A 21,831-nucleotide genomic window follows, 5' to 3' on the forward strand; every position below is an offset into this window, starting at 1 on the left:
ATCTCTAAATAGTTTCCTTATATAATTCATTTTCTATTAACAAATTAAGTTGAAATAGAAACCTTAAAATTTATTCTTTATTAATTATATCACCCAAAGTGTCACCATTCATAGTTTTCCATGCTAATGTTCCACTGACACTATTACCACTGACAAAACTTGCTGCAGCAGAAGGACTTTTAAATAAAATATCATTTATGGTAATAAAATTTCCATTTATATCATCTTTATTTTTTTCTCTCAAAGTCTTTACCTTAACACTAACTGATTTGCTGATTTCTCTTGATAATGAGCTGCCCTTAAGTAAAACAAACCCTTCAGATGTACGCTTTCCCTTAGCAATTAAGTTTTTCACTTTATAAGTAAATATTAACTCGTTATCTGTTTTGTCATCTTCATCAACTACTTTTTCAAAAATTTTATATCCCATAGCCCCCATGACTATTTTCGCACTATCAAGAAAATCCTCCAATTCAGATTGTTTTTCTTCCGTAACATTACCTATATTAGGATTATTTCCATTCTTAACTTCGTATCGATTTGCATCTTTTGCCAATTGGACAATCCTGTGCTCTAAATAACTTATTTCTGTTGGACCAAATGAATTATTTGAAGTTGTCACTGCAACTGCTTCAGTCCAATAATCTTTCGTCGCATCTTTATTATGCTCATTAATTCGATACAACAAGCCTTCTCCATTTGCACGAATACCCGCTTGACCAATGTAGACATTATCTTTATCACTATCCTCTTCAGAACCAAATAAAAAATAAATTCCAGACTGTTTTAATTCTACACGATCTCTAGTAATATCCAGACGAGTTCTAGGTATCTTAAATATTAAACCGGTCCAATTAGCTAAAGTACATTTTAGTCTACCTTTCACTTCACCATCAATTAAATATAAATTTATATTCTTACCTCTCTTTATCATATCTGCACCTACTTATCTATATATCATTAATTTAATTATACATTAATTAATTTGACAATATTTAGACGAATTTTAAAATTTATTTCATTATAAATAATGATAAAATATGTAAAAAGTACTACAGTTAATTAACAATTAAATACACTTGGGAACAGCGAGAGTTGGGAGAAGTAGTTGAAAATATAGGAACAGGAAAAAGTAAATTCATAATAAATAATTATGACACAGAAAATATATATCCCATACTTGGTTCTACTGGTGTGATTGGTTTCGATAATCAATATGATTATGAAGGAGAATTTGTATTAACAGCTCGAGTTGGTGCTAATGCTGGAAATTTATATAAATATAAGGGTTCCGTGAAAATATCAGATAATACTGTATTTATCCAAAATAATAGAAATAATTTTATTTATTTTTTATTAAGTTATTTTAATTTGAAAAAATTATCATTCGGCACTGGCCAGCCGCTTATAAAAGCTAGTGAATTAAAAAAATTAAAGCTTTATCTACCAAATGATCAAGAACAAGAAAAAATTGAAACAATATTATTAAACTTAGATGATACAATCACCCTTCATCAGCGTGAATCGAAATTAAATTTCGAGGAGGTCATAATATGACTGTTTCACAAGGTAGTGATGAACTTTTTCACCGTTACTATAAGCGTTGGATAACAGTTTATAAAGAAGGAGCTATTAGAAGTGTTACGATGAATAAATATTTAATGACGCATCAATGGGTGATTAAACTTGCACCTAATGTGAGATTAAAGGATTTAAATCGTATCACATATCAACAATTATTGAATGATTATGCAGTAGAACATGAGCGTCAAACGACGATGGATTTTCATCATCAGCTTAAAGGAGCTATTCTTGATGCAGTTGATGAAGGTCTTATTAATCGTGATCCAACTCGTAAAGCTATTATCAAAGGGAAACCACCGCGTGACAAAAAACCTAAGTATTTGAACCAATTTGAGCTTCATACTATGCTTTCATCACTTAAATTATCAAATGAAGTGAATTGGCATTGGTTTATACTATTGGTTGCAAAGACAGGAATAAGATTTTCTGAAGCACTAGCGTTAACACCAAAAGATTTTGATTTTCCCCATCAAATGCTTGTTATCAATAAAACATGGGATTATAAAGGGAATGGAGGATTCCTTCCAACGAAAAACCAATCGTCTGTTCGCAAAGTTCAATTAGATTGGCAGACGGTTATTCAATTCTCTCAATTAATAAAAAATTTCCCAGAAAATGATCCTATTTTTATTAAAAGAAACCAGAAAATTTACAACTCTACGATTAACGGGATTTTAGAACGTGTGTGTATTGAAGCTAAAGTTCCTGTTATTTCGATTCATGGTTTACGTCATACACATGCTTCATTATTACTATTTGCAGGTGTATCCATTGCGAGTGTAGCAAGACGCTTAGGTCATGCTAGTATGACCACAACACAAAAAACTTATCTACATGTCATTCAAGAACTTGAAAATCAAGATGTTGATATTATTATGCGTTCGTTATCTGGATTAAGTTAGAATAATCTACTGATTCATGCTGATTGAAAATAAAATTGGCCAGACTTATAGTCTGGCCAATTTCTATTTATATCTTTTTTTAATAGTAGGGATTTCTTTTTTGACCAACTTGAGAACTTCCATCTTATGCTTTAACATATTGGGCCCTAATTTTTCATTTGCTTCTTCAAATTTAATATTCTTATTAATTTCTTCTATTAATGGGATAATCTCAGCCTGTAATTCCGAGTAATCATTTACAGAACTAATCATTAAGTTCGCATCTATACCATATTTAGTAGCAAAAGTCTTAATGTCATCATTTCTTCTTTCAATCTTCCATTCTTCAAATGCCTGATCAAAGTCTATGGAAGCCAGAACATGACCCTCTAACAATTCAGTGTCCACAAACGTTCTGAGTAGCTTTGCCTTCTCGTTATCACCCATATTACTTAATTCTTGTATTTGTTCATAGATGATTCTTAAAGTTTCTTTATCAATTGTTTGAACACCATTAGAAACTCTTGTTTTTTGTCCTATAAGTTTCAATAAGAAATGCTCATCAATCCTTTGGGCACCCACAAGTTTAGAGTCACTGACAAGTTCAACAACTCTATCGTAAATCGGTTCATCCCTTGGAAATAAGTTTCGATAAGCTCCTATATATTGCATCCATTCTCTTTGTATCAATCCAAATCTATTGTCATCCCATTCAAATACATAATATTGCATTGAAGTATTTAATTGTGTGGATGCTGCTTTAAAAATAGATTTAAAAGATTTCTTAAATTCTTCATCGTATTCATACATACCCCAGTCTGTAGGATTAGGTAAAAACAATTTCAATTCATCAAAACAGGTTCTTAACTTACTTATTGCTGTATCATATTCATCTACAATTGCTGGACTGTTTTTTCCACCGCTACCGTATAATTCTAATGCTTCATTTACTGTAGATTCGGTAATTTTCGGGTACTTAAAGTTTATAATTGTACCAAACTCTTTCTCTTTTCCATATACACGATTAGTTCTAGAATATGCTTGAATAAGTCCTTGTAGCTCTAAAGATCTATCTACATATAATGTGTTTAAATACTTTGAATCATATCCAGTAAGTAATTGGTCTGCAACGATAATAATATCAATATTTTTCTCATTTCGATTACTCCCACCACGTGTTGCTCTAGATACTACATCTTCAAAATATGCATCTTCACCATGTTTTTTATTCCCTGCAATAAACTCTATGCCTGTAAATTCTGCATAGTCTTTAAACATTTCTTGTACAAATTCAATATCAACTGACTCTTCATCTTCTTCACTACCGAAGCTAAAAGAAACTGCCACATTCGGCTTTTTCCCATAAATATCTTCCATCTGCTTCTTAAATTCTTTATAGTACTCTATTACTCTCTTTTTATAAGCAACTGTTAATATGGCATTAAAGAATCCATTCTGTGACTGCTCTTCCCAGTTTGCAAGTATTTCAGAAACTACTCTCGGTATATGTGTTTTATCATAATAAGCTAGAATGTCATACTTGATCGATAGTCTTTCTACTTCCAAATCAGATAACGACATTATACGTTTTTCTACAGAACGTTTACTCAGTTCGGGTTTTTCAAATAACATCTTTTCTACTAACTGCTCTTTAAGAGACTCATAACTACTAAATTCACCGGTATTAATATAGTCGACATGAAAACCTAATACATTACGATCTGCAATCGCTTCATCAATTGTATATTTGTGTAACATTGGACCAAATAATTTTTCGGTAGTATTAATAAGTTCACTCTTTTCATTAATTTTACCTTTAACATTATTCTCATCGAATAAAGGTGTACCAGTAAAGCCATAGAACAAACTTTTTCGTCTGAAGTAGTCTTTAATTGTTCCCATCATCTGTCCCATCGTTGTACGGTGAGCTTCATCTATAATGAATATCATCTTTAAATCTCTTAAACGAACATCTTCGTTTTCAATCATTTCTTTAACTAATGAGTGCAACTTAAATGTAGTCGTGACAACAATACCACTCTTTTTTGACAGCAATCGTTGTTTTAATTGATAAGTCGATTTTGTGTCATCTACATCAACTGGTTCATAAGACCCATATGCTTTGAAATTCTCAGAAGTTCGATTATCAAGCTCTCTGCGATCTACTAAAAATATTACTTTATCAAATCCTGCACGCGTCGATAGGAACAACGCAGTCTTAAAACTTGTAATCGTCTTACCAGAACCAGTAGTATGCCAAACGTATCCACCTTCAGCTTTTTCATGAGGCTTCCATCCCATGGCAGCACTTTCAATTGCTCGAAGAGCATAGACTTGGTATGGTCTCATCAGCAAATGACGGCGATTCTCAGGGCCCTTAGCTTCATCAATCACTAAATAGTCTCCCACCATTTGATGTGCCATTGGAATCATCAAAAAGTGTTCAATAATCTTCTCCCAATTAGTTATTTTAACGTTACTTTCATCTGACCAATGAAATACAAACGACATATTAAAATCATTGATAGACTTCGGAGTTGCGAAATAACGTGTATCTGTCTCAGAAGTAATCACCATCATCTGAGAAAAAGCCATAAAGTTGTTATTAAACTCACCATCACGATAATAACGTTTAAATTGTTTAAATGCTCTTGAAACAGAGATATCTGCTCGTTTCTGCTCAATATTAATTAAAGGAAGACCATTTATAAGAAGAACTATATCAAAACGATTTCCGTTCTCTGTTTGTACTTCACGGGCAATATGATAAGAAGAATCTCCCCCACTTACTTGAGCTTTTTTAAAAATCGTTAGAGTTATCTGCTCTCTTGTAACTTTTGGATTAGGTGTTCTGAATATTCCATCAATCTTTCCTTTAGAATCTTCAATCGATAATAACTTCGCAGCATCATAACTATTATTAATCTGCTTTACTTTAGACATGACCTGTTTGAACTCATCATCAGTTAAAGCAACACCCTCAAGTTGATCTGCATTGATACGATTCAATTCCTTACGCCAATGATTAATTAGCGTATTAACTGTAACCTTCTGAAGATTCCCATTTAATTCATCCGGAGCACTCCATTTATATTTTGTTAGTTCTTTAACGAAATCATCCTGAAAAATCTTTTCTCCGTAGTCTTTATTATTCATATTAATAAACAATTCCTCCTTTAAGGAACATTTTAATTGTATAAATATACGTATCTGACGCTGATGAAGGGTGATTGTATCATCTAAGTTTAATAATATTGTTTCAATTTTTTCTTGTTCTTGATCATTTGGTAGATAAAGCTTTAATTTTTTTAATTCACTAGCTTTTATAAGCGGCTGGCCAGTGCCGAATGATAATTTTTTCAAATTAAAATAACTTAATAAAAAATAAATAAAATTATTTCTATTATTTTGGATAAATACAGTATTATCTGATATTTTCACGGAACCCTTATATTTATATAAATTTCCAGCATTAGCACCAACTCGAGCTGTTAATACAAATTCTCCTTCATAATCATATTGATTATCGAAACCAATCACACCAGTAGAACCAAGTATGGGATATATATTTTCTGTGTCATAATTATTTATTATGAATTTACTTTTTCCTGTTCCTATATTTTCAACTACTTCTCCCAACTCTCGCTGTTCCCAAGTTTTAGTCATTATTTTGAGATAATTAATATATATGGCTCAGATACTTAATTAATAAGAATAATTATACGTATATTCATACTATTACGATAAATTTAATAGTTTATTTTTAATTTTTTCGAATTTTATGCATGAGATATTTAATGCACTATAGGTTTCACATTAGGAAAACTTCTAATTACTTACGCTAAATTTAAACGAACATTTCTTCCAGTAAAGCTTCTTTTAATTTTTTAAGTTTATCTAACTTTTTCTGATGAAGGGTGATGGTTTTAGATAATATCTCAATTTGATTAACTATTAGTTTTATTTCTTCACTTTTGGTTGGTATACTTATCAATATCTTTTTGATCATTTCAACTGTAATGTTTGCGTGTGAAGATGTTTTTGTAGATATTAAGAATTGCTTTTGTCCGGCTTGTGATTGAAGACTATATAAAATAAATTTTCCTTCGTCTTCATTATTTAGTTTGCAAATGCCTACTGCACCACCTATAAAGGCTTTTTCATCATTTGTGTATAATCCAACATTTCCTATTTTACCTGATATAGTAACTAATAATGCAGGTCTGTCCAATAATATTTTAGGAAACTTTTTGGCTATATATTTCGGTATATAGAAGTCTGTATTAAAATTAATTTTTTCTCCATTAAAATCTTTATTTTGTATGAATGAATAAACGTCACTGCTGTTATTTTTAACTAACGAGGGTTTGATGGTACTCGAATAGTCAAAACCAGTTTGTTTGGTAATCAAATTACAGAAGCTTTCCAACTCTCGCTGTTCCCAATCATCCGTGAAACCAGAAAACCTTCTCTTTGGCTTACGCTGTCCTTCAGCAGGAAACATTTCTTGTAAATACGATTCTTTAATAGCTTTGTACTTGTCAAGCTTTCGCTGATGAAGGGTGATATTACTATCGATGTCTATAAAAGTTTCTGAAATTTTCTTCTGTTCGTCAATTGTTGGAATAAATATTTCCATCTTTTTAATCTTTGAAATACTTGTTCTAACACGAGTACTTCCTTGAGAATCATTATTTACTTGATTAAGAAAATAGTCACTCTTAGTTGTATACAAAAAGAAATTATTTTCAACTAAATCATTATTTAACTTTATACGGACACAGTCAGAGGATAATATATACATTTTTTCTTCATTGGGGCGTAGTATAGTCATACCTGCCGGCATCATTTTCCCCATCACTAATTCTCTGTAATTTACAATACACCTCTTAATTTTCTTTGAGTGCTCAAATGTTGTATATCTTTTGTTTTCTTCTTGCCATCCTAAGTCAGATAAATTACTAAGCTGAATAATTCTTACTTCTTTTTTATCAGTATAATGCTCATTTTTTAAATTGCTTCCAAATGGGCCATCTGCTATATCAGTTATCATATTTGAGAACTTTCGCTGTTCCCAAGCGTCAGCATTTTTGAACTCTTTAAAGCGTCTTTTTGGCACATTTTTCTTTTTTTCATTCATTTACATCACCACCAATGAACCCATCATCTCTTCAAGAGACTTTTCCAGCTCACTAATCTCACTATCAATATCATCTAAAGTGTCTTTGTATCTATCATGCAACATTTCTAACGTAGATAATTCATCTTTGATTGGTTGCTCCACCAGTAAAACAATCTTCTCTACAGTATTACCAAACCATTTCTTTTGAGTGAGCAGTTCAACTTCCTCATCATTTAATTCAGTAATTCTAAACTGTGCTGCTTCTTTCAAATCTTTATCCTTCGTTTTCACATCTTTACTAACCTTTGATTTCTCAGTAAATAATTTATCAACTTGCTTTAACAACTTATACTCATTGCTATTCTTATCAATCGTTTTCAATTCTGCCTTAACCTTCTTACTTTCAAAGGCATCTTGAGGTTCATCTTCTTCATTCTTTTTAATAACGTCATATAGTGCATCATATTCTTCACTATCTTCTACTTTTGCCGCTTCAACAAGTTCATTCAATTCACTTTCAATCTCTGATAATCTCATATTCAACGATTCAATCTCTTCTTGCTCATCTTGGTACAACTCACTAATGATTAACTCATTAGGAATTACAGCACCAATCCAGCCATCTTGCTCTTGGCGTTTCTTATCTCCAGTACCTTTAGTGACCATATTTTCTTTTCTGATACGTGCAGCATTATAATATCCTTCAAGTGCAATTAGTTCTGCATCATGAGATAAGCCTTCTTTCCATATTTCAGCAACGACTTGATAACCTAAATATGTGTCTACATGTCTATAAGAAGTTAGTATTTCTTTTATCTCATTGAGCATATTCTCTCTTAAATCTATTAAAAGCGTATCTTTATTAATTTGTTTTATTTCGTTCATGTATTTATTAATAAATACATTTATTTCATCAGCAATTTTTGATGATTTTTCTTGTACTCTCTCATCATTTAATACTTCTTCCGTTAATTCATTTATATCTTTTACTAAATTAACGTATCCTTTTCGAATTGGTTCTAATGCACTTTGTAATTTATCTTTTACAGTATCATTCAAGATTTCTAATCCATCGATATTATGTTGTGGGATTCCACCATACAAATGTCCATCTACATCTTGTGGGATATCTTTCTCAATTGATTCTACATATCTTGGAATGTTCAAGTTATATTCATTTTCAATAATTTCTTCACGAGGTGCTAAATGACTATAACCTTTAATTTCTAATTTGTTTACATGTGTATCAACAATTTTCGCAATATCTTTTTCTTGTAACACATTTTGTTTTGCGACTTTAATAAAGTTTTTAGAAGCATCGATAATTTGAACAGGTGCATCTAGTGCTCTATTTTTCTTTAGAATGAGTACACATACTGGAATTCCTGTGTTTGTAAACAAATTACTTGGTAATCCAATGATTGTATCTAAATAATTTTTTTCAATCAGACGTTTTCTAATTTCACCTTCTGATGAACCACGGAACAATACACCATGAGGAAGTACGATAGCCATCGTACCTTGTTGCCCAAGATGATATAAACCATGCATTAAATAAGCAAAATCACCTTTCGTATTTGGAGGTAACACACCAAAATCAGAGAATCTCGGATCACTTACTTTTAATGGCATGTCTTCACGTTCATTCCATTTTTTATCTGAATATGGAGGATTCATTACCACCGCATCAAACTGTACACCTTCATTCGGTTTACTTGGATCTTCAGGCCAGTCCTGTGCTAAAGTATTACCATTTCGAATATCCATCTTCTCTGGTCGCACACCATGAAGTAATAAGTTCATACGTGTTAAGTTATATGTTTCTGTAATATATTCTTGCCCATAGTAATGTAATATACGTTGTGCATCTTTGGTCAAATGTTTTTTTACTGTTAGTAGTAGTGAACCTGAACCAACGGTTGGGTCGTAAATTGACTTTACATCAGTAGTTTTAGCAATAATCTGTGCCATAACTTCACTTACTTGACGAGGTGTATAGAACTCCCCAGCCTTTTTCCCGGCATTCGACGCGAATTGCGCAATTAAATATTCATATGCATCACCAAGAATATCTTCTTCTTGAAGGGTTACCATGTCTAAATCTGAGAATAGCAATATTAAATCTTTAATGTTTTTACTTCTTTTATGTAAGTCTGAACCAAGTGCTGAGTTATTCAAATCAATAATCGAACTAGAGAATAAACCTTTGAAATCATTGTTATCCTCATGAACAGCAATCGTTCTTTCAAATGCATTTAAACTATCGATAACTTTCTGTAATTCAAAATCACCATTTTTAATATCTTCCAACCATGATTGATATAAATAGTCAGGTTGAACATAATAACCTAACATATCTTGAATCATTGTCGTTAAGTCTTTACCGTATTCTATGTATGCTTGTTTATATTCTTCTAGTAACTTCGTTTTATCTTCAGGCTGAGCTGCATCTTTAAAAGCTTCCAAAGTCTTATCACTTAAGAACTTATAGAACATTAAACCCAGCATATAATCTTTATATTTACTTGCATCCATCGAACCTCTGAGATCGTTTGCACCATCCCAAAGTAAGCGCTTTATTTCATCTGAAGTTTTAACCATAACTGACTCTCCTAATTCAAGTGTTTTATTGACTTTACATATTATCTATTGTACAAAACATCCAACTTGAATTATATATAAATATATAAATTACAATTTTTAACATTTAATTATAGTATTAAGCTTTATTATTGTACAGTTTTACCTAATCCCCAGAATTTTCAGTTTATTTGTTGACAACACGCTTTAAAGTGTTAAAATAATTAGTAATTTATATTTGAAAGGACTGATGTCATGATTAAAGAACCAATTATAGCAACAACTATGTTATTCGCTCTAATAGCACTCGGAGAAATCATTTCCATCTACACACGTGCTCGCGTACCTATGCTATTAACCGCTATGCTCGGGTACCTCTTTTTATCATGGTTCGGTGTATTTCCCCCTAAGATTCTAGAATACTCTACAGTCCCAGCACTAGGTGCCGTTCTTATCGGTCCCTTAATCTTGCATATGGGTACTATTATGCCGCTTCACGTTCTCAAATCTCAATGGAAAGCTGTTATCATCTCGTTATCCGGTTTAGTCGGTGCAACGATTCTTATACTTGGTATCGTCACTCCTATCTTTGGTTTTCCAACTGCAGCGAGCGGTCTTGGTCCTGTTTCCGGTGGGGTTATTGCTTTATTGATTACTAATGAAAAGTTAGCTGCACTAGGTATGTCTGCTTTAATTGTAGTTCCTTCTCTTGTACAGGCATTACAAGGTGTTATCGGTATGCCGCTTGCTTCGCATTTTATGAATCAATATGTAAAGAAGGATTATATTCACCGTTTAAGAAATGCGCCTGACGATCTACGTGCTTTAGCTGATGATACTTATACGCACTCTAAGATTTCGATTTTAAATAATAATACGATTCGTTTGTTTATCGTCTTTGTATTTGCTGCAATCGGTGTATGGTTAAGTAAAGTAACAGGGATTCATTTTACGATTTATTGCTTACTGTTTGGTGTGCTGCTATTAAATACTAAAGTGTTACCTCAAAATACGTTAGAGAAAGCTAATGCACTTAATTTTATTTTAATTGCAACGATATTTGTTGTTATCGGTTCAATGGGTGGTGTAAAGCCTGAGGATGTTATGAAGAACATCTTACCTGTTATTTGTATATTAGGGTTAGGTGCGCTCGGTATTATGTTAGGTGGCTTTGTTGCTTCGAAGCTATTGAAGTGGCCGATTCATAAAGGGATGCCTGTTGCTTTAACTGCATTGTTTGGTTTCCCTGGAGATTATATATTATGTCAGGAAGTTGCGCGTAGTCATGGGCAGACGGAGGAAGAAGTTGAAAGCATAATGAATGAGCTTGTCACTCCGATGTTAATTGGTGGTTTTGTGACGGTTACGATTTCTTCTGTTATTATCGCGAATGTTGTTATGGATTTAATATAAGTTTAGTGGAGGGTTTTTATGAAGACTTTAATTAATAATGTTAATATACTTGATGTTGAACGCGGCACGTATATGAATCATCGTGCTGTTGTAGTTGAAGATAATACAATTGTGTCGTTTGAGGAAACTGACGACGCTGATATTGTTATTGATGGTAAAGGACAATACTTATTGCCAGGTATGATCGATAGTCATGTGCATATGATGTTTGAATTTAAACCAGTTGAAAGTCGACTTGCAACACCGTTTTCTTATAATTTCTATCAGGCGATGGATTACGCGAGACGCACGATTGATGCGGGTGTCACAACGGTAAGAGATGCATTAGGAGCTGATATTGGTTATAAGAAAGCGATTGAAGATGGCTTATTTGTAGGACCGAGAACTGTATGCAGTATTAATGCACTAACGATTACGGGTGGTCACGGTGATGGGTATCAGTATTCTGGAAATACGATTGATATTGTCCCTACTGATTATCCTGGAATGCCGAATGGAATTTGTGATGGTGCTGAAGAAGTGCGCAAGAAGGCGCGCGAAATGCTGAGAGCCGGTGCTGATGTATTGAAAGTACATGCCACTGGCGGGGTTACTTCACCTACTGATCATCCAAATTATACACAGTTTTCATTAGAGGAACTTAAAGTAATCGTAGAAGAAGCTGCATTTAGAAATGGCAGAAAGGTTATGGCACATGCGCAAGGTTTAGAAGGTATCAATCAATGTATCGACGCTGGCATTCATTCGATTGAACATGGGATTTATTTAGATGAACCGACAGCAAAACGTATGGTTGAGCATGGGACATATTTAGTGCCTACTTTATTAGCACCCGTTTCCGTATTAGAGTTCGCTGAAGAATTAGGTATGAGCCAAGTTGCAATCGATCAGTCTAAAGAAGTGCTAGAAGATCATATCAATGGTTTCAAGATTGCTTACAAACAAGGTGTAAAAATTGCGATGGGAACAGATGCCGGCGTATTCAAGCATGGTACAAACTTACGTGAATTAGAATTGATGGTCGAATATGGCATGTCAGAAATTGATGCTATTCGAGCTTCTACTCAAGTCGCAGCTGAGTGTTTATGCATTGACCAGTTAGGATTAATTAAAGAAGGCTATCTTGCTGATTTAATTTTAGTTGATCAAGACCCATTAGAGAATATTAGTGTACTAAAGGATAATAACCGCATTAAGCTCGTCGTTAAAGATGGTACTGTTGTAAAGCAGATTGATTAATTTGTTAAATACTACATAGTCTAAGAGTTTCACTTCAACTTTAAACTTTTCATATCTCATCACACAAATAAACTCCCGGTTATTTCCATCCGGGAGTTTGTTCTATATTAACGTCCTAACTTTTCATTGATTTCATTAACCATCTTCTTATTACTTTGCAAAGTACCGAACCACATCGCAATGTAGATTACAGTAAAGATGATGATAAAACTTGCGATGCTTTCTAAATTTAATGGGAACCACCCTGCCAGTATTGCAAGCGGAAAGAACAGTGTAAGGATCATCAGGAAATGCACTACAGTTTGTTTTGTAATACTCCAGTCTGTGTCAGTGAATATCATATTCCCATAAGTGAACAGCACGCCGATCATCGCCCAGATTCCTACGCTGATTAACATAATGATCGGTTCATCGAAATTGTTATAATATATTTCTCCCATGAATGATCCAGGATATAGTGGTGCATATTTCCCATCCGAGAAAATCAGTGATGTAATAATCGAAATCATCAGTCCAATGAATACGCCGTTTTGTATCGCATGAATTAATTTTTTCATAATAGTAATCTCTCCTTTATCGTTTTTAAATAACGTCTCGAAGCATAGGTGACATCTCCATTTTTCAATACAATTTGTGCTAATCCATTTGGTTCTAGTTTCAAATGATCAAGGTAATCCATGTTAACAATCTCTGATTTAGAAATTCTTGTGAAATTCGAGCTAATTATTTCTTCAAGCTGGTAAAGTCTTTGTTCCATTTTTAATACTTTAGTGTTTGTAACTGCTAAGACTTGATTGTTCTCAACAATAAACCGGGCGACAGTTTCTAAGGCTATAGGATAAATATGATCTTCATGCTTTCCTACTAACCGTGGATTATTAAAGCGTTTCTCTGTGTCTTTCAGGAAATCTGAAAGCACTGGTGTTACTTGTTTTGCTGAAATCATAATTTTTTCTTCAGCATGTGCGTCGATGTTTAATTCGATTTTCATAACCCCACTCCCTTTCCACACTTTTATTAAATCATGTCTGATGAAGATTGGATATAGTATTTGACTATGTGGTTGTTATACAGTACTAAGCGGCTGGAAATACACCGTAAAAAGCGATTCAGAAGTATGCATCCTTCTGAATCGCTTTACTTATCCTTCAAACACGAGCTTCATCTTAAATGCTCGGTCGTCCACTTCAATATGTGCCGTACCGTCCTGCAGTTCCATCAGTTTCTTTACGATATATAGCCCTAGTCCGTTATGTGTCCCTTGTCTGCTCGAATCTCCCATCACAGAACGCTCGAATAGTCTAGATGGGTTCGTTACTTTCTCTTTCGTGTCATTTTCAACCGTTACAATCAGCTTGTCTCCAGATTGCTCATAGTGTATATGGATGTAGTGTTCTGCAAATCTGAGGGCATTGATAACAACGTTGTTAATAATACGTATGGTTGCTTTTTTATCAATATAGATTTCGTGCGTTGTTTCTGTAATTTGTATGTCGAGTTCTTTATGTTCTATTTCTTTGAAGTAGAGCAGCAGGACATTATTGATAATGCTATTAATCTCTATATATTCACGTTCTAACTTAATACTTTCAGACTCTATTAACGATACGTCATAGAATGTATTGATACGTTCTATCAAATCATCTACTTTACGTTCCATTATCGTTAAGTAATGCGTGCGCTCCGCTTCTGTCAATGTCTCCTTCTGTATCACTTCCATGTATCCACGAAGCGACGTAAGTGGTGTTCTCAAATCATGTGAGACATTTGCCCACTCTTCTTTTTGAGACTGCAAATCCTTCTGATAGCGTACACGTTCTGATATTTGTTTATCAATCATTCCGTTAATACTATCTGTTACGTCGCTCACTCTTTTCAAATGTGTCTCCGTGCGGATACGTTCGTTTGTATGTGCTCGATTCCTTACTTCCGTTAACTGTCGTGCAATGCACTTCAGATCATAATGGTACATCGCATTCAATGCTACGGATGCGATACATACAAGCGTTATAATAATGAATGCGATGGCCATAATTCCCCTCTTTTCTAGAAGTCTCTTTTCTTAAAATAAATATATCCAATCAATAGACTTATCACCGTAATGATAACACCTGATATCCAGAAGTCAGGGCTTAACTTCACTGTTTCATCCATATATTCTGCAAGTACACGGTCTGCTAATACTTTCGGGCTGTATTCGTATAATACGGTGAATACTGAATTAATGCTTTTTAACAAATATGCAACTGTTGATAAGTTCAGTAGTACAAATACGAGTATAAATCCTGACATATATTCTTTTAGTGACGACATGTTCAGTGCGTGACCGAATGTAAATCCTGCGAGTAGAATTGGTGCAAAATTAATTAATGCCTTTAAGAATTCCGATGTCGCTGTTTTATTTACAGGCATCAATAGGTGCGCTGCCACGATCATTACTACTGTACTGATCAGGCAGATGAATACGAAGAATAGTAAGGAAACGATGTATTTTCCGAAATATATCGTCTGTTTTTCGATGCCAAATGCAATCGATTGTTTCATAATCTGCTTCGATTCTTTGTTTGTTAGTAATAAGTTAATAATGACACCTATCATAATAATCAGCAGCCACATTCCAAACACATTATTATAGTAGAAATCCGCTCTATAGTATGGAAAGTACTTCCCATTATGTCCAAAATAGTAAAGTGTCAGTGCGGCAAGTATCAGCAACGTAATACAGATTGCATAAGTGATATAGATACCTTTTGTCTTAAGTAACTTGTACGCCTCACTTCTCATATAGTTCATCATGGCGTCACCTCTAAGCTTAGGAAGTAATCTTCCAGACTATTGGTCTCGGTCATGATTTCTTTCACATCGATATCATGCTGCATCAATATTCTGTTGATCTGTGCTGCATCTTCTACATGATTATCCAATTTTAATGTATTATCCGGCAATACTGTATACTTTAAGTCCGCGAAGCTTTCTTCTAATACACGTGCTGCGCGTGATGGATGATCGACCATTAGTTTCAGTGACTTACGGTTTCTATTATGCAGTTCTTCTCTCGTGATATCCTCAATAACCTGACCTTTATCGATAAAGAGGAAACGCGTTGCGACGAGTTGCAATTCTGACAAGATATGGCTTGATATTAAAATCGTGATGTCTTGTTCTTTGTTTAGCTTGAGCAGTAATTTACGAATATCTGAAATCCCCTCAGCATCTAATCCGTTTGTCGGCTCATCAAGTACAAGGCAGTCTGGTCCTGTCATTAACGTAAGTGCCAAGGCAAGTCTTTGTTTCATCCCCATTGAATATTCCTTAAAGCGTGTCGCAGGATACTTTGCGAGGTCCACCGCTTCAATCGCGCGTTGAATCGTATCTTTACTGCTGATTCCGCGTTGCAATCTAAAGTAATTTAAATTCTCATAAGCTGTTAAGTCTGCGAAGAATTCCGGACTTTCAATCATAAACCCCATACGTTTACGTGCACGATTAGACTCTTGTGCTGCATAATCAAAGAATGCCACCTCTCCACCGGACGGCTGTAATTGCCCTGCCAGAAGTTTGAAGAAAGTCGATTTTCCTGCACCGTTCTTACCGATAATCGCACAGATTTCACCTTTGAATAGTTCAAAATCAAGTGGTTTTAAACCTTTATTCGTCTTAAATGTTTTCTCGAGCTGATGTGTTCTGATGATAGCTTCCATCCTTTAACCTCCTTAAAGATTGATTAATATCATTGTAATGAAAAGACTTTTAAAATCCTTTAAGAAAAGTTTAAAGAAATCATAAAGATTTAAACGAGCATGAATCCAATCCCCCATACTGTTTTGATATAAGATTCATCCGTAATTTGACCGAACTTCTTTCTAATATTAGAAACATGTACGCTAATCGTATTATCATCACCAACATATGTACCATTTCTTAATGCATTATAAATTTTTTGTTTCGATAGAGGTACTTCAGGGTTTTTCATTAATACTGATAATATATCAAATTCAGAATTCGTTAATTGTACATTCTGATTGTTTAAATTAACTTCTCGTTTCTCCTCATCAAGCTTTAGTCCTCTATGAATATGTACATGATTCATCTCTTCAACGTTTCGAAGCTGCACCATAACTCGTGCCAGCACCTCCTCCTGATAGAATGGCTTAGTAATATAATCATCCGCACCAAGTGTCAGCAAGTTCACCTTATGTTCAAGTTCATGCTTAGCCGTAATAATAATCACTTTCGTATTTGTATGACGCCTTATCTCGCCTAGTAACGTCTCACCGTTCATGTAAGGCATCATGAGATCCAGTAAGATCAGATCAAACGTCTGTTCCTTAATATATGTATAACCTTCTTTACCATCATGTGCTACTGTCACATCATAATGATTCCTTAAAGTAAGCGCTAATAAATCCGCAATATCTTTATCATCTTCAATTATTAATATATGTGCCATAACTTCACCTTTTATGTTTGATTTACTCATAGTTTATCATCAATTCAGAACAATTCTATGAAAATCTCGACTTGTATTTACAAGTAATTTATTATATGATGGATAAATCAGTGTTTTAGGAGGTAATTCAATGAAAAAGTATTTATCAGAACTATTAGGAACATTTGTATTAGTATTCTTCGGTACAGGGACTGCTGTTATGGCATCACTTAACCCAGACAACAACGTCGGTATATTCGGCATCGCATTTGCATTCGGTTTAACTGTAATCGCAGCAGCATACGCAATCGGCGATATCTCAGGTGGACACTTAAACCCTGCAATCTCATTCGCGATGTTTTTAGATAAAAGATTATCACTTAAAGACTTTGCAATCTATTCGGTATTCCAGACAATCGGTGCATTACTTGCAACAACATTAATTTGGGCGATTCTTAAATCATTCAAAACTGAGATTCCATTCTCATACGGTGCAAACGCGCCTGGCGATTTAACAATCTGGGGAGCTTTCTTAGTTGAAGTAATCCTTACGTTTGTATTCGTATTCGTTGTATTATCAGTAACGAAAACGAAGTTTATCGCACCAAGCTTAGCAGTACTTGTAATAGGTTTTACATTAACGATGGTACATTTAATCGGAATTCCGTTAACTGGAACATCAGTAAACCCTGCAAGAAGTATCGCTCCAGCATTATTCACAGGTGGCGAAGCATTATCAACATTATGGATCTTCATCGTAGCTCCATTAGTAGGTGCAGCAGTAGCAGCAGTTACACATAACTATTTAGAATCATAAAAAGTAATCCAGTACACGTGAATGTGTGCTGGATTTTTTTATTTGTTTGTATGAATGTTCATGGAGTCGTGACAATTTCAGGGGTTTTGTCATGACCTGGATTCAGCTTGTGACACTTTCGCTTGTTTTGTCATGACCTGGACTCAACTTGTGACACTTTCGCTCGTTTTGTCATAACCTGGACTCAACTTGTGACACTTTCGCTCGTTTTGTCATGACTTAAACTCAACTTGTGACACTTTCGCTTGTTTTGTCATGACTTAGACTCAACTTGTGACACTTTCGCTTGTTTTGTCATGACCTGGACTCAACTTGTGACACTTTCGCTCGTTTTGTCATAACCTGGACTCAACTTGTGACAATTTCGCTCGTTTTGTCATGACTTAGACTCAACTTGTGACACTTTCGCTTGTTTTGTCATGACCTGGACTCAGCTTATGACACTTTCACTCGTTTTGTCATGACCTGGACTCAGCTTGTGACACTTTCGCTCGTTTTGTCATGACTTTAACTCAACTTGTGACACTTTCACTCATTTTGTCATGACCTGGACTCAGCTTATGACACTCCCCACATCAACTTTCCGGGTTCATTCTTCTAAGTTTTTGCAGTAACTCTTTCTTCTTGTTCATCGATATCCAGAAGATGATTTGACCATCCTCGCTCTTAGAAACTTCATAGCGATTATAGCCTGTCACTTGATATAAACGCTCACGTGGCATATTAAGACGCTTTACTTCCTCATCAAGTAATCGATTCATCTCTTCTTCATCGCTTATAGTTATGAAGAATGTCATCATTGTACATATAACAAGAATTCCGTAAGCAACACTCCACCAAATACTATCATTATTCGATACATTCACTATAATGTATATTGATGATAATACGAGCAAAATAATAAACTGTTTCGGCCTTCTTTTAATATGTCTCATATTTTACACCTCACTAATCGTTATTTTAATTATACATTAATTGTAAGAAATTTTTGTATAATTAAAATCGATTGAAGAAATAAAAACGAACTTAAAAGACTAACCCTTTTAAGTTCGTTTTATATAATTAATTTCAGTCTTATCTATTAAACTCTTCATTCTTCTTATAGTAAACAACTGTTGAATAGATGAGTACTGCAGCAATTGAGAACATTGCTAAATACTGATTTTCACCTGTAAGTGTTTGATATATCCCGAGCAACATGAGTATCACTGAAAGCATGAGAATCATAATTTCATATGTCTTTGATAATGAACGTAACATTACTAAGCGTTCACCTTCATCAATGCCATCAATCACTTTCTCCATCAAATTTGGATCTCCAAATTTAATCGACACGTCACTGTTTGTTATCGTCGGATATGCCGCTAACACTTTACCCGTCTGTTTACTGATGAATATATAAAATATTGCACAAACAATAAAGTATATAGCGAATGTGATAATATGTGACGTCACAGGTTCAATTAATATCGTTATACTTAAACAAAGCGATAATAACAATATATGATAGGCATTCACTGCATTTGCTGATGCTTTGTTATGTTGTGTCACTTGGTATATAAATCGATCATCTTCAGATAAATTGATATCACGATTCATCGCTTTAAATTGCTGCAATGACTTAAAGTATAAGAATAAAGCAATCACAAATAATATCGGCACGATATACCAAAGGATCCTTATATTATATGTTATCTGAAGTGAGTTTACCGCATCGTAGAGTGCAGGAATACTATATCCTAATATAGAACCAAAAATCACTCCGATAATAATCTTTAGAAATCCACTATCCTTTTTCTTACTCATAACGCATCCTCCTCAAATATAAATACATTCTCTACTGGTTCATTGAATATTCTTGCGATGCGTACTGCAGTTAAGATGGATGGCATAAAGTCATCGCGTTCTATTAGAGAAATCGTTTGTCTTGAGACATGCGCAAGTTTGGCAAGCTGAGTTTGGTTGTATCCATCTCTTGCACGTAGCTCTTTCAATCTATTTTTCAATATGCGCAGCTCCTTTCAATTATTTATAGTTTTATTGTAATTTATTATAGTCATTTTGACAATTATATTAGTCAAAATAATAATTATATTTGTCGATTCTTTTACTTTCAAACAGTAATGTGATATATTTGTATCATAAGGAGATAAATAAATCACTAGGGGTGAGGATATGATATCCAATAAATATTGGATGGTAAGTTTACTCGGATTTTTAGGATTTATGAGATTTGATGAGCCGTTATTCTTTTTGTTCTTTTTATTCTTTGGTGGTTTTAGGTATTACTGGTGGCAGAAAATTGGATCTGAAACTGATGAACGTTTGCTGGAGAATAAAAATACAGCAGCGGCAAAAGCGTTTAAAATCACATTTATTATAAGTATTATTACAACGATTCTTATCGGACTTTTCATCAATGATTCATTGTTACTCTACAAAATACAGCTTGCTATCTTATCATTGTCCTTTGCAATCGGGATTAATTTATGGGCATATTATACGTATCAATTGGAATTTGGAGAAGAATAATGTCTGTTAAATTTAGAACTTATATAAAAAAATATCGGCTAATGAATGAGATGACACAAGAAGAACTTGCAGCACGCGTTAACGTTAGACGTGAAACGATTATGAGATTAGAAAATGCAAAGTATAATCCATCACTTGAACTTGCAATGCGTATAGCATTTGTATTAAAGGCTTCTATTTATGATCTGTTTGAATTTAACTTTGAAGGAGATGATTAATATGATGCGCGGAATAAGCTTAATCATTATGGGTTTAATGTGGTTAATTATCGGAATTATGCAATGGGCACCTGAAAACAGTACGTTCACAATATTATATGGCGCAATCGGTGTCGTGTTTCTTGTTTTTGGTATAAGGAGTGTGAAGAAAAGTAATCATGTTTGAGAATATGGTGTATAAAAGAATCATCATCCATTCATTAATATCACTAATACTTCTCATTATAATGTTTTTTTCTTTATTGGATATTATTCCATTGCCGAAATATGTAAGCATTACATTGTTTCTTTTAATATCAGTAAATAGTGTATGGATGATATATGTGACTAAGAGGTTAGTAGAAATTAAAAGCAAAGATATGTAATAAATCCCACATGACATTGTCATGCGGGATTATTTTTATCGTAATTTTTGTATTCATAAAGTGTGTATAATGAGATTGCACCAAGTACGATAGGTACAAAGCTGACATAGCTTAAGAAGATATTACTGTGATTTAATAAATGTACTGACGCTCCATCAATATGCATATAATCTATATATTCATTTGCAAAACCTAATATGTATTGCAGAATTACCATCGTTGAAATTACTATTATATTAATAATAAACATAATAATTGTAGTAAGAAGATAATATTGTTTTGTCATAGCGATTTCCCCTTTTGTTTTTTCTCCATTTCTCTAAACTGTTCTTCCAGCAATCCATCTTTTTCAGCAACAAGTTTCAAAGTCATCGGAAAGAATACAATCACCAATGCAAGTGCAACAATCATAAGGATTGTAAGTAATGGAACTGGTATATTAATCATCGGTGCAAGTAATATAATAATGAGTTCCAAAAACATCATTAATCCATAAGATTTCGCCAGGCTTTTATTGGATATAAATTGTTTTTGCCCACATTGCGGACACGTTACTTCATTATTCATCGATGGCTTCCAACCGGCTTTCATACGTTCCTTGAAACTGAATTTATAATTACAGTGTACACACTTCATCATGCAGCCTCCTTA

The 21,831-nt window shown here is 33.8% G+C and carries 23 protein-coding genes and 1 pseudogene; 8 read left to right on the plus strand and 16 right to left on the minus strand.

Going from position 1 to position 21,831, the window contains the following annotated elements; genetic code table 11:
- Positions 1-70: 70 nt before the first annotated feature.
- Complete coding sequence (locus LAU42_RS10025; protein ID WP_224183432.1) at positions 71-934, minus strand: GIY-YIG nuclease family protein; 864 nt, start codon at positions 932-934, stop codon at positions 71-73.
- A gap of 134 nt (positions 935-1,068) precedes the next feature.
- Between LAU42_RS10025 and LAU42_RS10030 the strand changes: the two genes are divergently transcribed.
- Both LAU42_RS10030 and LAU42_RS10035 read left to right on the plus strand, forming a co-directional pair.
- Complete coding sequence (locus LAU42_RS10030) at positions 1,069-1,557, plus strand: restriction endonuclease subunit S (protein ID WP_224184795.1); 489 nt, start codon at positions 1,069-1,071, stop codon at positions 1,555-1,557.
- A complete protein-coding gene (locus LAU42_RS10035) occupies positions 1,554-2,486 on the plus strand; it encodes a site-specific integrase (protein ID WP_224183433.1) in 933 nt (310 codons plus the stop codon). Before LAU42_RS10030 ends, LAU42_RS10035 begins: the two co-directional genes overlap by 4 nt.
- 63 nt (positions 2,487-2,549) lie before the next feature.
- On the opposite strand, the gene LAU42_RS10040 is transcribed toward LAU42_RS10035, so the two are convergent.
- The 4 genes and pseudogenes from LAU42_RS10040 to LAU42_RS10055 all read right to left on the minus strand — a co-directional run bounded on the left by LAU42_RS10040 (position 2,550) and on the right by LAU42_RS10055 (position 10,188).
- On the minus strand, positions 2,550-5,621 hold the full coding sequence (locus LAU42_RS10040; RefSeq protein ID WP_224184796.1) for a type I restriction endonuclease subunit R: 3,072 nt from the start codon (positions 5,619-5,621) through the stop codon (positions 2,550-2,552).
- Positions 5,622-5,684: 63 nt separating this feature from the next.
- Positions 5,685-6,131, minus strand: a pseudogene (locus tag LAU42_RS12005) (restriction endonuclease subunit S); the annotation flags it as partial.
- Between the two features lie 181 nt (positions 6,132-6,312).
- On the minus strand, positions 6,313-7,605 hold the full coding sequence (locus LAU42_RS10050; RefSeq protein ID WP_224183434.1) for a restriction endonuclease subunit S: 1,293 nt from the start codon (positions 7,603-7,605) through the stop codon (positions 6,313-6,315).
- On the minus strand, positions 7,606-10,188 hold the full coding sequence (locus tag LAU42_RS10055; protein ID WP_224183435.1) for a type I restriction-modification system subunit M: 2,583 nt from the start codon (positions 10,186-10,188) through the stop codon (positions 7,606-7,608).
- A 234-nt stretch (positions 10,189-10,422) separates the two neighbouring features.
- Between LAU42_RS10055 and LAU42_RS10060 the strand changes: the two genes are divergently transcribed.
- Complete coding sequence (locus LAU42_RS10060; RefSeq protein WP_224183436.1) at positions 10,423-11,580, plus strand: hypothetical protein; 1,158 nt, start codon at positions 10,423-10,425, stop codon at positions 11,578-11,580.
- 18 nt (positions 11,581-11,598) lie between these two features.
- Positions 11,599-12,819: a metal-dependent hydrolase family protein gene (locus tag LAU42_RS10065; protein ID WP_224183437.1), complete on the plus strand. Its 1,221-nt coding sequence runs from the start codon at positions 11,599-11,601 to the stop codon at positions 12,817-12,819.
- Between the two features lie 107 nt (positions 12,820-12,926).
- Here the strand turns inward: LAU42_RS10065 and LAU42_RS10070 are convergent, their stop codons facing one another.
- The 6 genes from LAU42_RS10070 to LAU42_RS10095 form a co-directional block, all read right to left on the minus strand.
- Entirely contained in the window at positions 12,927-13,376 is a 450-nt protein-coding gene (locus tag LAU42_RS10070) for a DUF3021 domain-containing protein (RefSeq protein ID WP_144781770.1), read from the minus strand.
- Positions 13,373-13,810, minus strand: coding sequence for a LytTR family DNA-binding domain-containing protein (locus LAU42_RS10075; protein ID WP_101037543.1), 438 nt, complete (start codon positions 13,808-13,810; stop codon positions 13,373-13,375). Before LAU42_RS10075 ends, LAU42_RS10070 begins: the two co-directional genes overlap by 4 nt.
- 150 nt (positions 13,811-13,960) lie before the next feature.
- Complete coding sequence (locus LAU42_RS10080; protein ID WP_224183438.1) at positions 13,961-14,851, minus strand: sensor histidine kinase; 891 nt, start codon at positions 14,849-14,851, stop codon at positions 13,961-13,963.
- A gap of 14 nt (positions 14,852-14,865) precedes the next feature.
- The gene (locus LAU42_RS10085; RefSeq protein WP_224183439.1) at positions 14,866-15,615 is read right to left on the minus strand and encodes an ABC transporter permease; all 750 of its coding nucleotides are present in this window, start codon (positions 15,613-15,615) and stop codon (positions 14,866-14,868) included.
- A complete protein-coding gene (locus LAU42_RS10090; RefSeq protein ID WP_224183440.1) occupies positions 15,612-16,520 on the minus strand; it encodes an ABC transporter ATP-binding protein in 909 nt (302 codons plus the stop codon). The genes LAU42_RS10085 and LAU42_RS10090 overlap by 4 nt, the downstream gene beginning before the upstream one ends.
- 89 nt (positions 16,521-16,609) lie before the next feature.
- Positions 16,610-17,299, minus strand: a complete 690-nt coding sequence (locus LAU42_RS10095) for a response regulator transcription factor (RefSeq protein ID WP_224183441.1) — start codon at positions 17,297-17,299, stop codon at positions 16,610-16,612.
- Positions 17,300-17,399: 100 nt separating this feature from the next.
- Here LAU42_RS10095 and LAU42_RS10100 point away from each other — a divergent pair, with 100 nt between their 5' ends.
- The gene (locus LAU42_RS10100) at positions 17,400-18,065 is read left to right on the plus strand and encodes an MIP/aquaporin family protein (protein ID WP_101040930.1); all 666 of its coding nucleotides are present in this window, start codon (positions 17,400-17,402) and stop codon (positions 18,063-18,065) included.
- 575 nt (positions 18,066-18,640) lie between these two features.
- Here LAU42_RS10100 and LAU42_RS10105 read toward each other — a convergent pair.
- The 3 genes from LAU42_RS10105 to LAU42_RS10115 form a co-directional block, all read right to left on the minus strand.
- On the minus strand, positions 18,641-19,000 hold the full coding sequence (locus tag LAU42_RS10105) for a hypothetical protein (RefSeq protein ID WP_224183442.1): 360 nt from the start codon (positions 18,998-19,000) through the stop codon (positions 18,641-18,643).
- Positions 19,001-19,139: 139 nt separating this feature from the next.
- Positions 19,140-19,871 carry a DUF3169 family protein gene (locus LAU42_RS10110; protein WP_224183443.1) on the minus strand — a complete coding sequence of 244 codons (732 nt, stop codon included), beginning with the start codon at positions 19,869-19,871 and terminating at the stop codon, positions 19,140-19,142.
- Complete coding sequence (locus LAU42_RS10115) at positions 19,868-20,071, minus strand: helix-turn-helix transcriptional regulator (protein WP_224183444.1); 204 nt, start codon at positions 20,069-20,071, stop codon at positions 19,868-19,870. The genes LAU42_RS10110 and LAU42_RS10115 overlap by 4 nt, the downstream gene beginning before the upstream one ends.
- 169 nt (positions 20,072-20,240) lie before the next feature.
- Here LAU42_RS10115 and LAU42_RS10120 point away from each other — a divergent pair, with 169 nt between their 5' ends.
- The 3 genes from LAU42_RS10120 to LAU42_RS10130 are packed head-to-tail and all read left to right on the plus strand — an operon-like array spanning position 20,241 to position 20,981.
- Positions 20,241-20,597: a DUF3796 domain-containing protein gene (locus LAU42_RS10120; RefSeq protein ID WP_224183445.1), complete on the plus strand. Its 357-nt coding sequence runs from the start codon at positions 20,241-20,243 to the stop codon at positions 20,595-20,597.
- A complete protein-coding gene (locus LAU42_RS10125; RefSeq protein ID WP_224183446.1) occupies positions 20,597-20,815 on the plus strand; it encodes a helix-turn-helix transcriptional regulator in 219 nt (72 codons plus the stop codon). Before LAU42_RS10120 ends, LAU42_RS10125 begins: the two co-directional genes overlap by 1 nt.
- Before the next feature lies 1 nt (position 20,816).
- Positions 20,817-20,981 (plus strand): hypothetical protein, encoded by a 165-nt coding sequence (locus LAU42_RS10130; RefSeq protein WP_224183447.1) that lies wholly within the window; start codon positions 20,817-20,819, stop codon positions 20,979-20,981.
- A 218-nt stretch (positions 20,982-21,199) separates the two neighbouring features.
- On the opposite strand, the gene LAU42_RS10135 is transcribed toward LAU42_RS10130, so the two are convergent.
- Together LAU42_RS10135 and LAU42_RS10140 are read right to left on the minus strand one after the other, a co-directional pair.
- The gene (locus LAU42_RS10135) at positions 21,200-21,466 is read right to left on the minus strand and encodes a hypothetical protein (protein ID WP_224183448.1); all 267 of its coding nucleotides are present in this window, start codon (positions 21,464-21,466) and stop codon (positions 21,200-21,202) included.
- The gene (locus LAU42_RS10140) at positions 21,463-21,819 is read right to left on the minus strand and encodes a TIGR04104 family putative zinc finger protein (protein WP_224183449.1); all 357 of its coding nucleotides are present in this window, start codon (positions 21,817-21,819) and stop codon (positions 21,463-21,465) included. The genes LAU42_RS10135 and LAU42_RS10140 overlap by 4 nt, the downstream gene beginning before the upstream one ends.
- Positions 21,820-21,831 lie beyond the last annotated feature (12 nt).

Origin of the sequence: Macrococcus armenti, assembly GCF_020097135.1 — a bacterium.
Lineage (GTDB): Bacteria > Bacillota > Bacilli > Staphylococcales > Staphylococcaceae > Macrococcoides > Macrococcoides armenti.

What these genes read in the sequence shown, in the direction of transcription:
- LAU42_RS10095 (WP_224183441.1), bottom strand. Translation starts at nt 17,299, where the DNA reads ATGAGTAAATCAAACATAAAAGGTGAAGTTATGGCACATATATTAATA.
- LAU42_RS10025 (WP_224183432.1), bottom strand. Translation starts at nt 934, where the DNA reads ATGATAAAGAGAGGTAAGAATATAAATTTATATTTAATTGATGGTGAA.
- LAU42_RS10060 (WP_224183436.1), top strand. Translation starts at nt 10,423, where the DNA reads ATGATTAAAGAACCAATTATAGCAACAACTATGTTATTCGCTCTAATA.
- LAU42_RS10100 (WP_101040930.1), top strand. Translation starts at nt 17,400, where the DNA reads ATGAAAAAGTATTTATCAGAACTATTAGGAACATTTGTATTAGTATTC.
- LAU42_RS10130 (WP_224183447.1), top strand. Translation starts at nt 20,817, where the DNA reads ATGATGCGCGGAATAAGCTTAATCATTATGGGTTTAATGTGGTTAATT.
- LAU42_RS10050 (WP_224183434.1), bottom strand. Translation starts at nt 7,605, where the DNA reads ATGAATGAAAAAAAGAAAAATGTGCCAAAAAGACGCTTTAAAGAGTTC.
- LAU42_RS10090 (WP_224183440.1), bottom strand. Translation starts at nt 16,520, where the DNA reads ATGGAAGCTATCATCAGAACACATCAGCTCGAGAAAACATTTAAGACG.
- LAU42_RS10040 (WP_224184796.1), bottom strand. Translation starts at nt 5,621, where the DNA reads ATGAATAATAAAGACTACGGAGAAAAGATTTTTCAGGATGATTTCGTT.
- LAU42_RS10075 (WP_101037543.1), bottom strand. Translation starts at nt 13,810, where the DNA reads ATGAAAATCGAATTAAACATCGACGCACATGCTGAAGAAAAAATTATG.
- LAU42_RS10110 (WP_224183443.1), bottom strand. Translation starts at nt 19,871, where the DNA reads ATGAGTAAGAAAAAGGATAGTGGATTTCTAAAGATTATTATCGGAGTG.
- LAU42_RS10035 (WP_224183433.1), top strand. Translation starts at nt 1,554, where the DNA reads ATGACTGTTTCACAAGGTAGTGATGAACTTTTTCACCGTTACTATAAG.
- LAU42_RS10125 (WP_224183446.1), top strand. Translation starts at nt 20,597, where the DNA reads ATGTCTGTTAAATTTAGAACTTATATAAAAAAATATCGGCTAATGAAT.
- LAU42_RS10135 (WP_224183448.1), bottom strand. Translation starts at nt 21,466, where the DNA reads ATGACAAAACAATATTATCTTCTTACTACAATTATTATGTTTATTATT.
- LAU42_RS10055 (WP_224183435.1), bottom strand. Translation starts at nt 10,188, where the DNA reads ATGGTTAAAACTTCAGATGAAATAAAGCGCTTACTTTGGGATGGTGCA.
- LAU42_RS10065 (WP_224183437.1), top strand. Translation starts at nt 11,599, where the DNA reads ATGAAGACTTTAATTAATAATGTTAATATACTTGATGTTGAACGCGGC.
- LAU42_RS10080 (WP_224183438.1), bottom strand. Translation starts at nt 14,851, where the DNA reads ATGGCCATCGCATTCATTATTATAACGCTTGTATGTATCGCATCCGTA.
- LAU42_RS10070 (WP_144781770.1), bottom strand. Translation starts at nt 13,376, where the DNA reads ATGAAAAAATTAATTCATGCGATACAAAACGGCGTATTCATTGGACTG.
- LAU42_RS10085 (WP_224183439.1), bottom strand. Translation starts at nt 15,615, where the DNA reads ATGATGAACTATATGAGAAGTGAGGCGTACAAGTTACTTAAGACAAAA.
- LAU42_RS10140 (WP_224183449.1), bottom strand. Translation starts at nt 21,819, where the DNA reads ATGATGAAGTGTGTACACTGTAATTATAAATTCAGTTTCAAGGAACGT.
- LAU42_RS10120 (WP_224183445.1), top strand. Translation starts at nt 20,241, where the DNA reads ATGATATCCAATAAATATTGGATGGTAAGTTTACTCGGATTTTTAGGA.
- LAU42_RS10105 (WP_224183442.1), bottom strand. Translation starts at nt 19,000, where the DNA reads ATGAGACATATTAAAAGAAGGCCGAAACAGTTTATTATTTTGCTCGTA.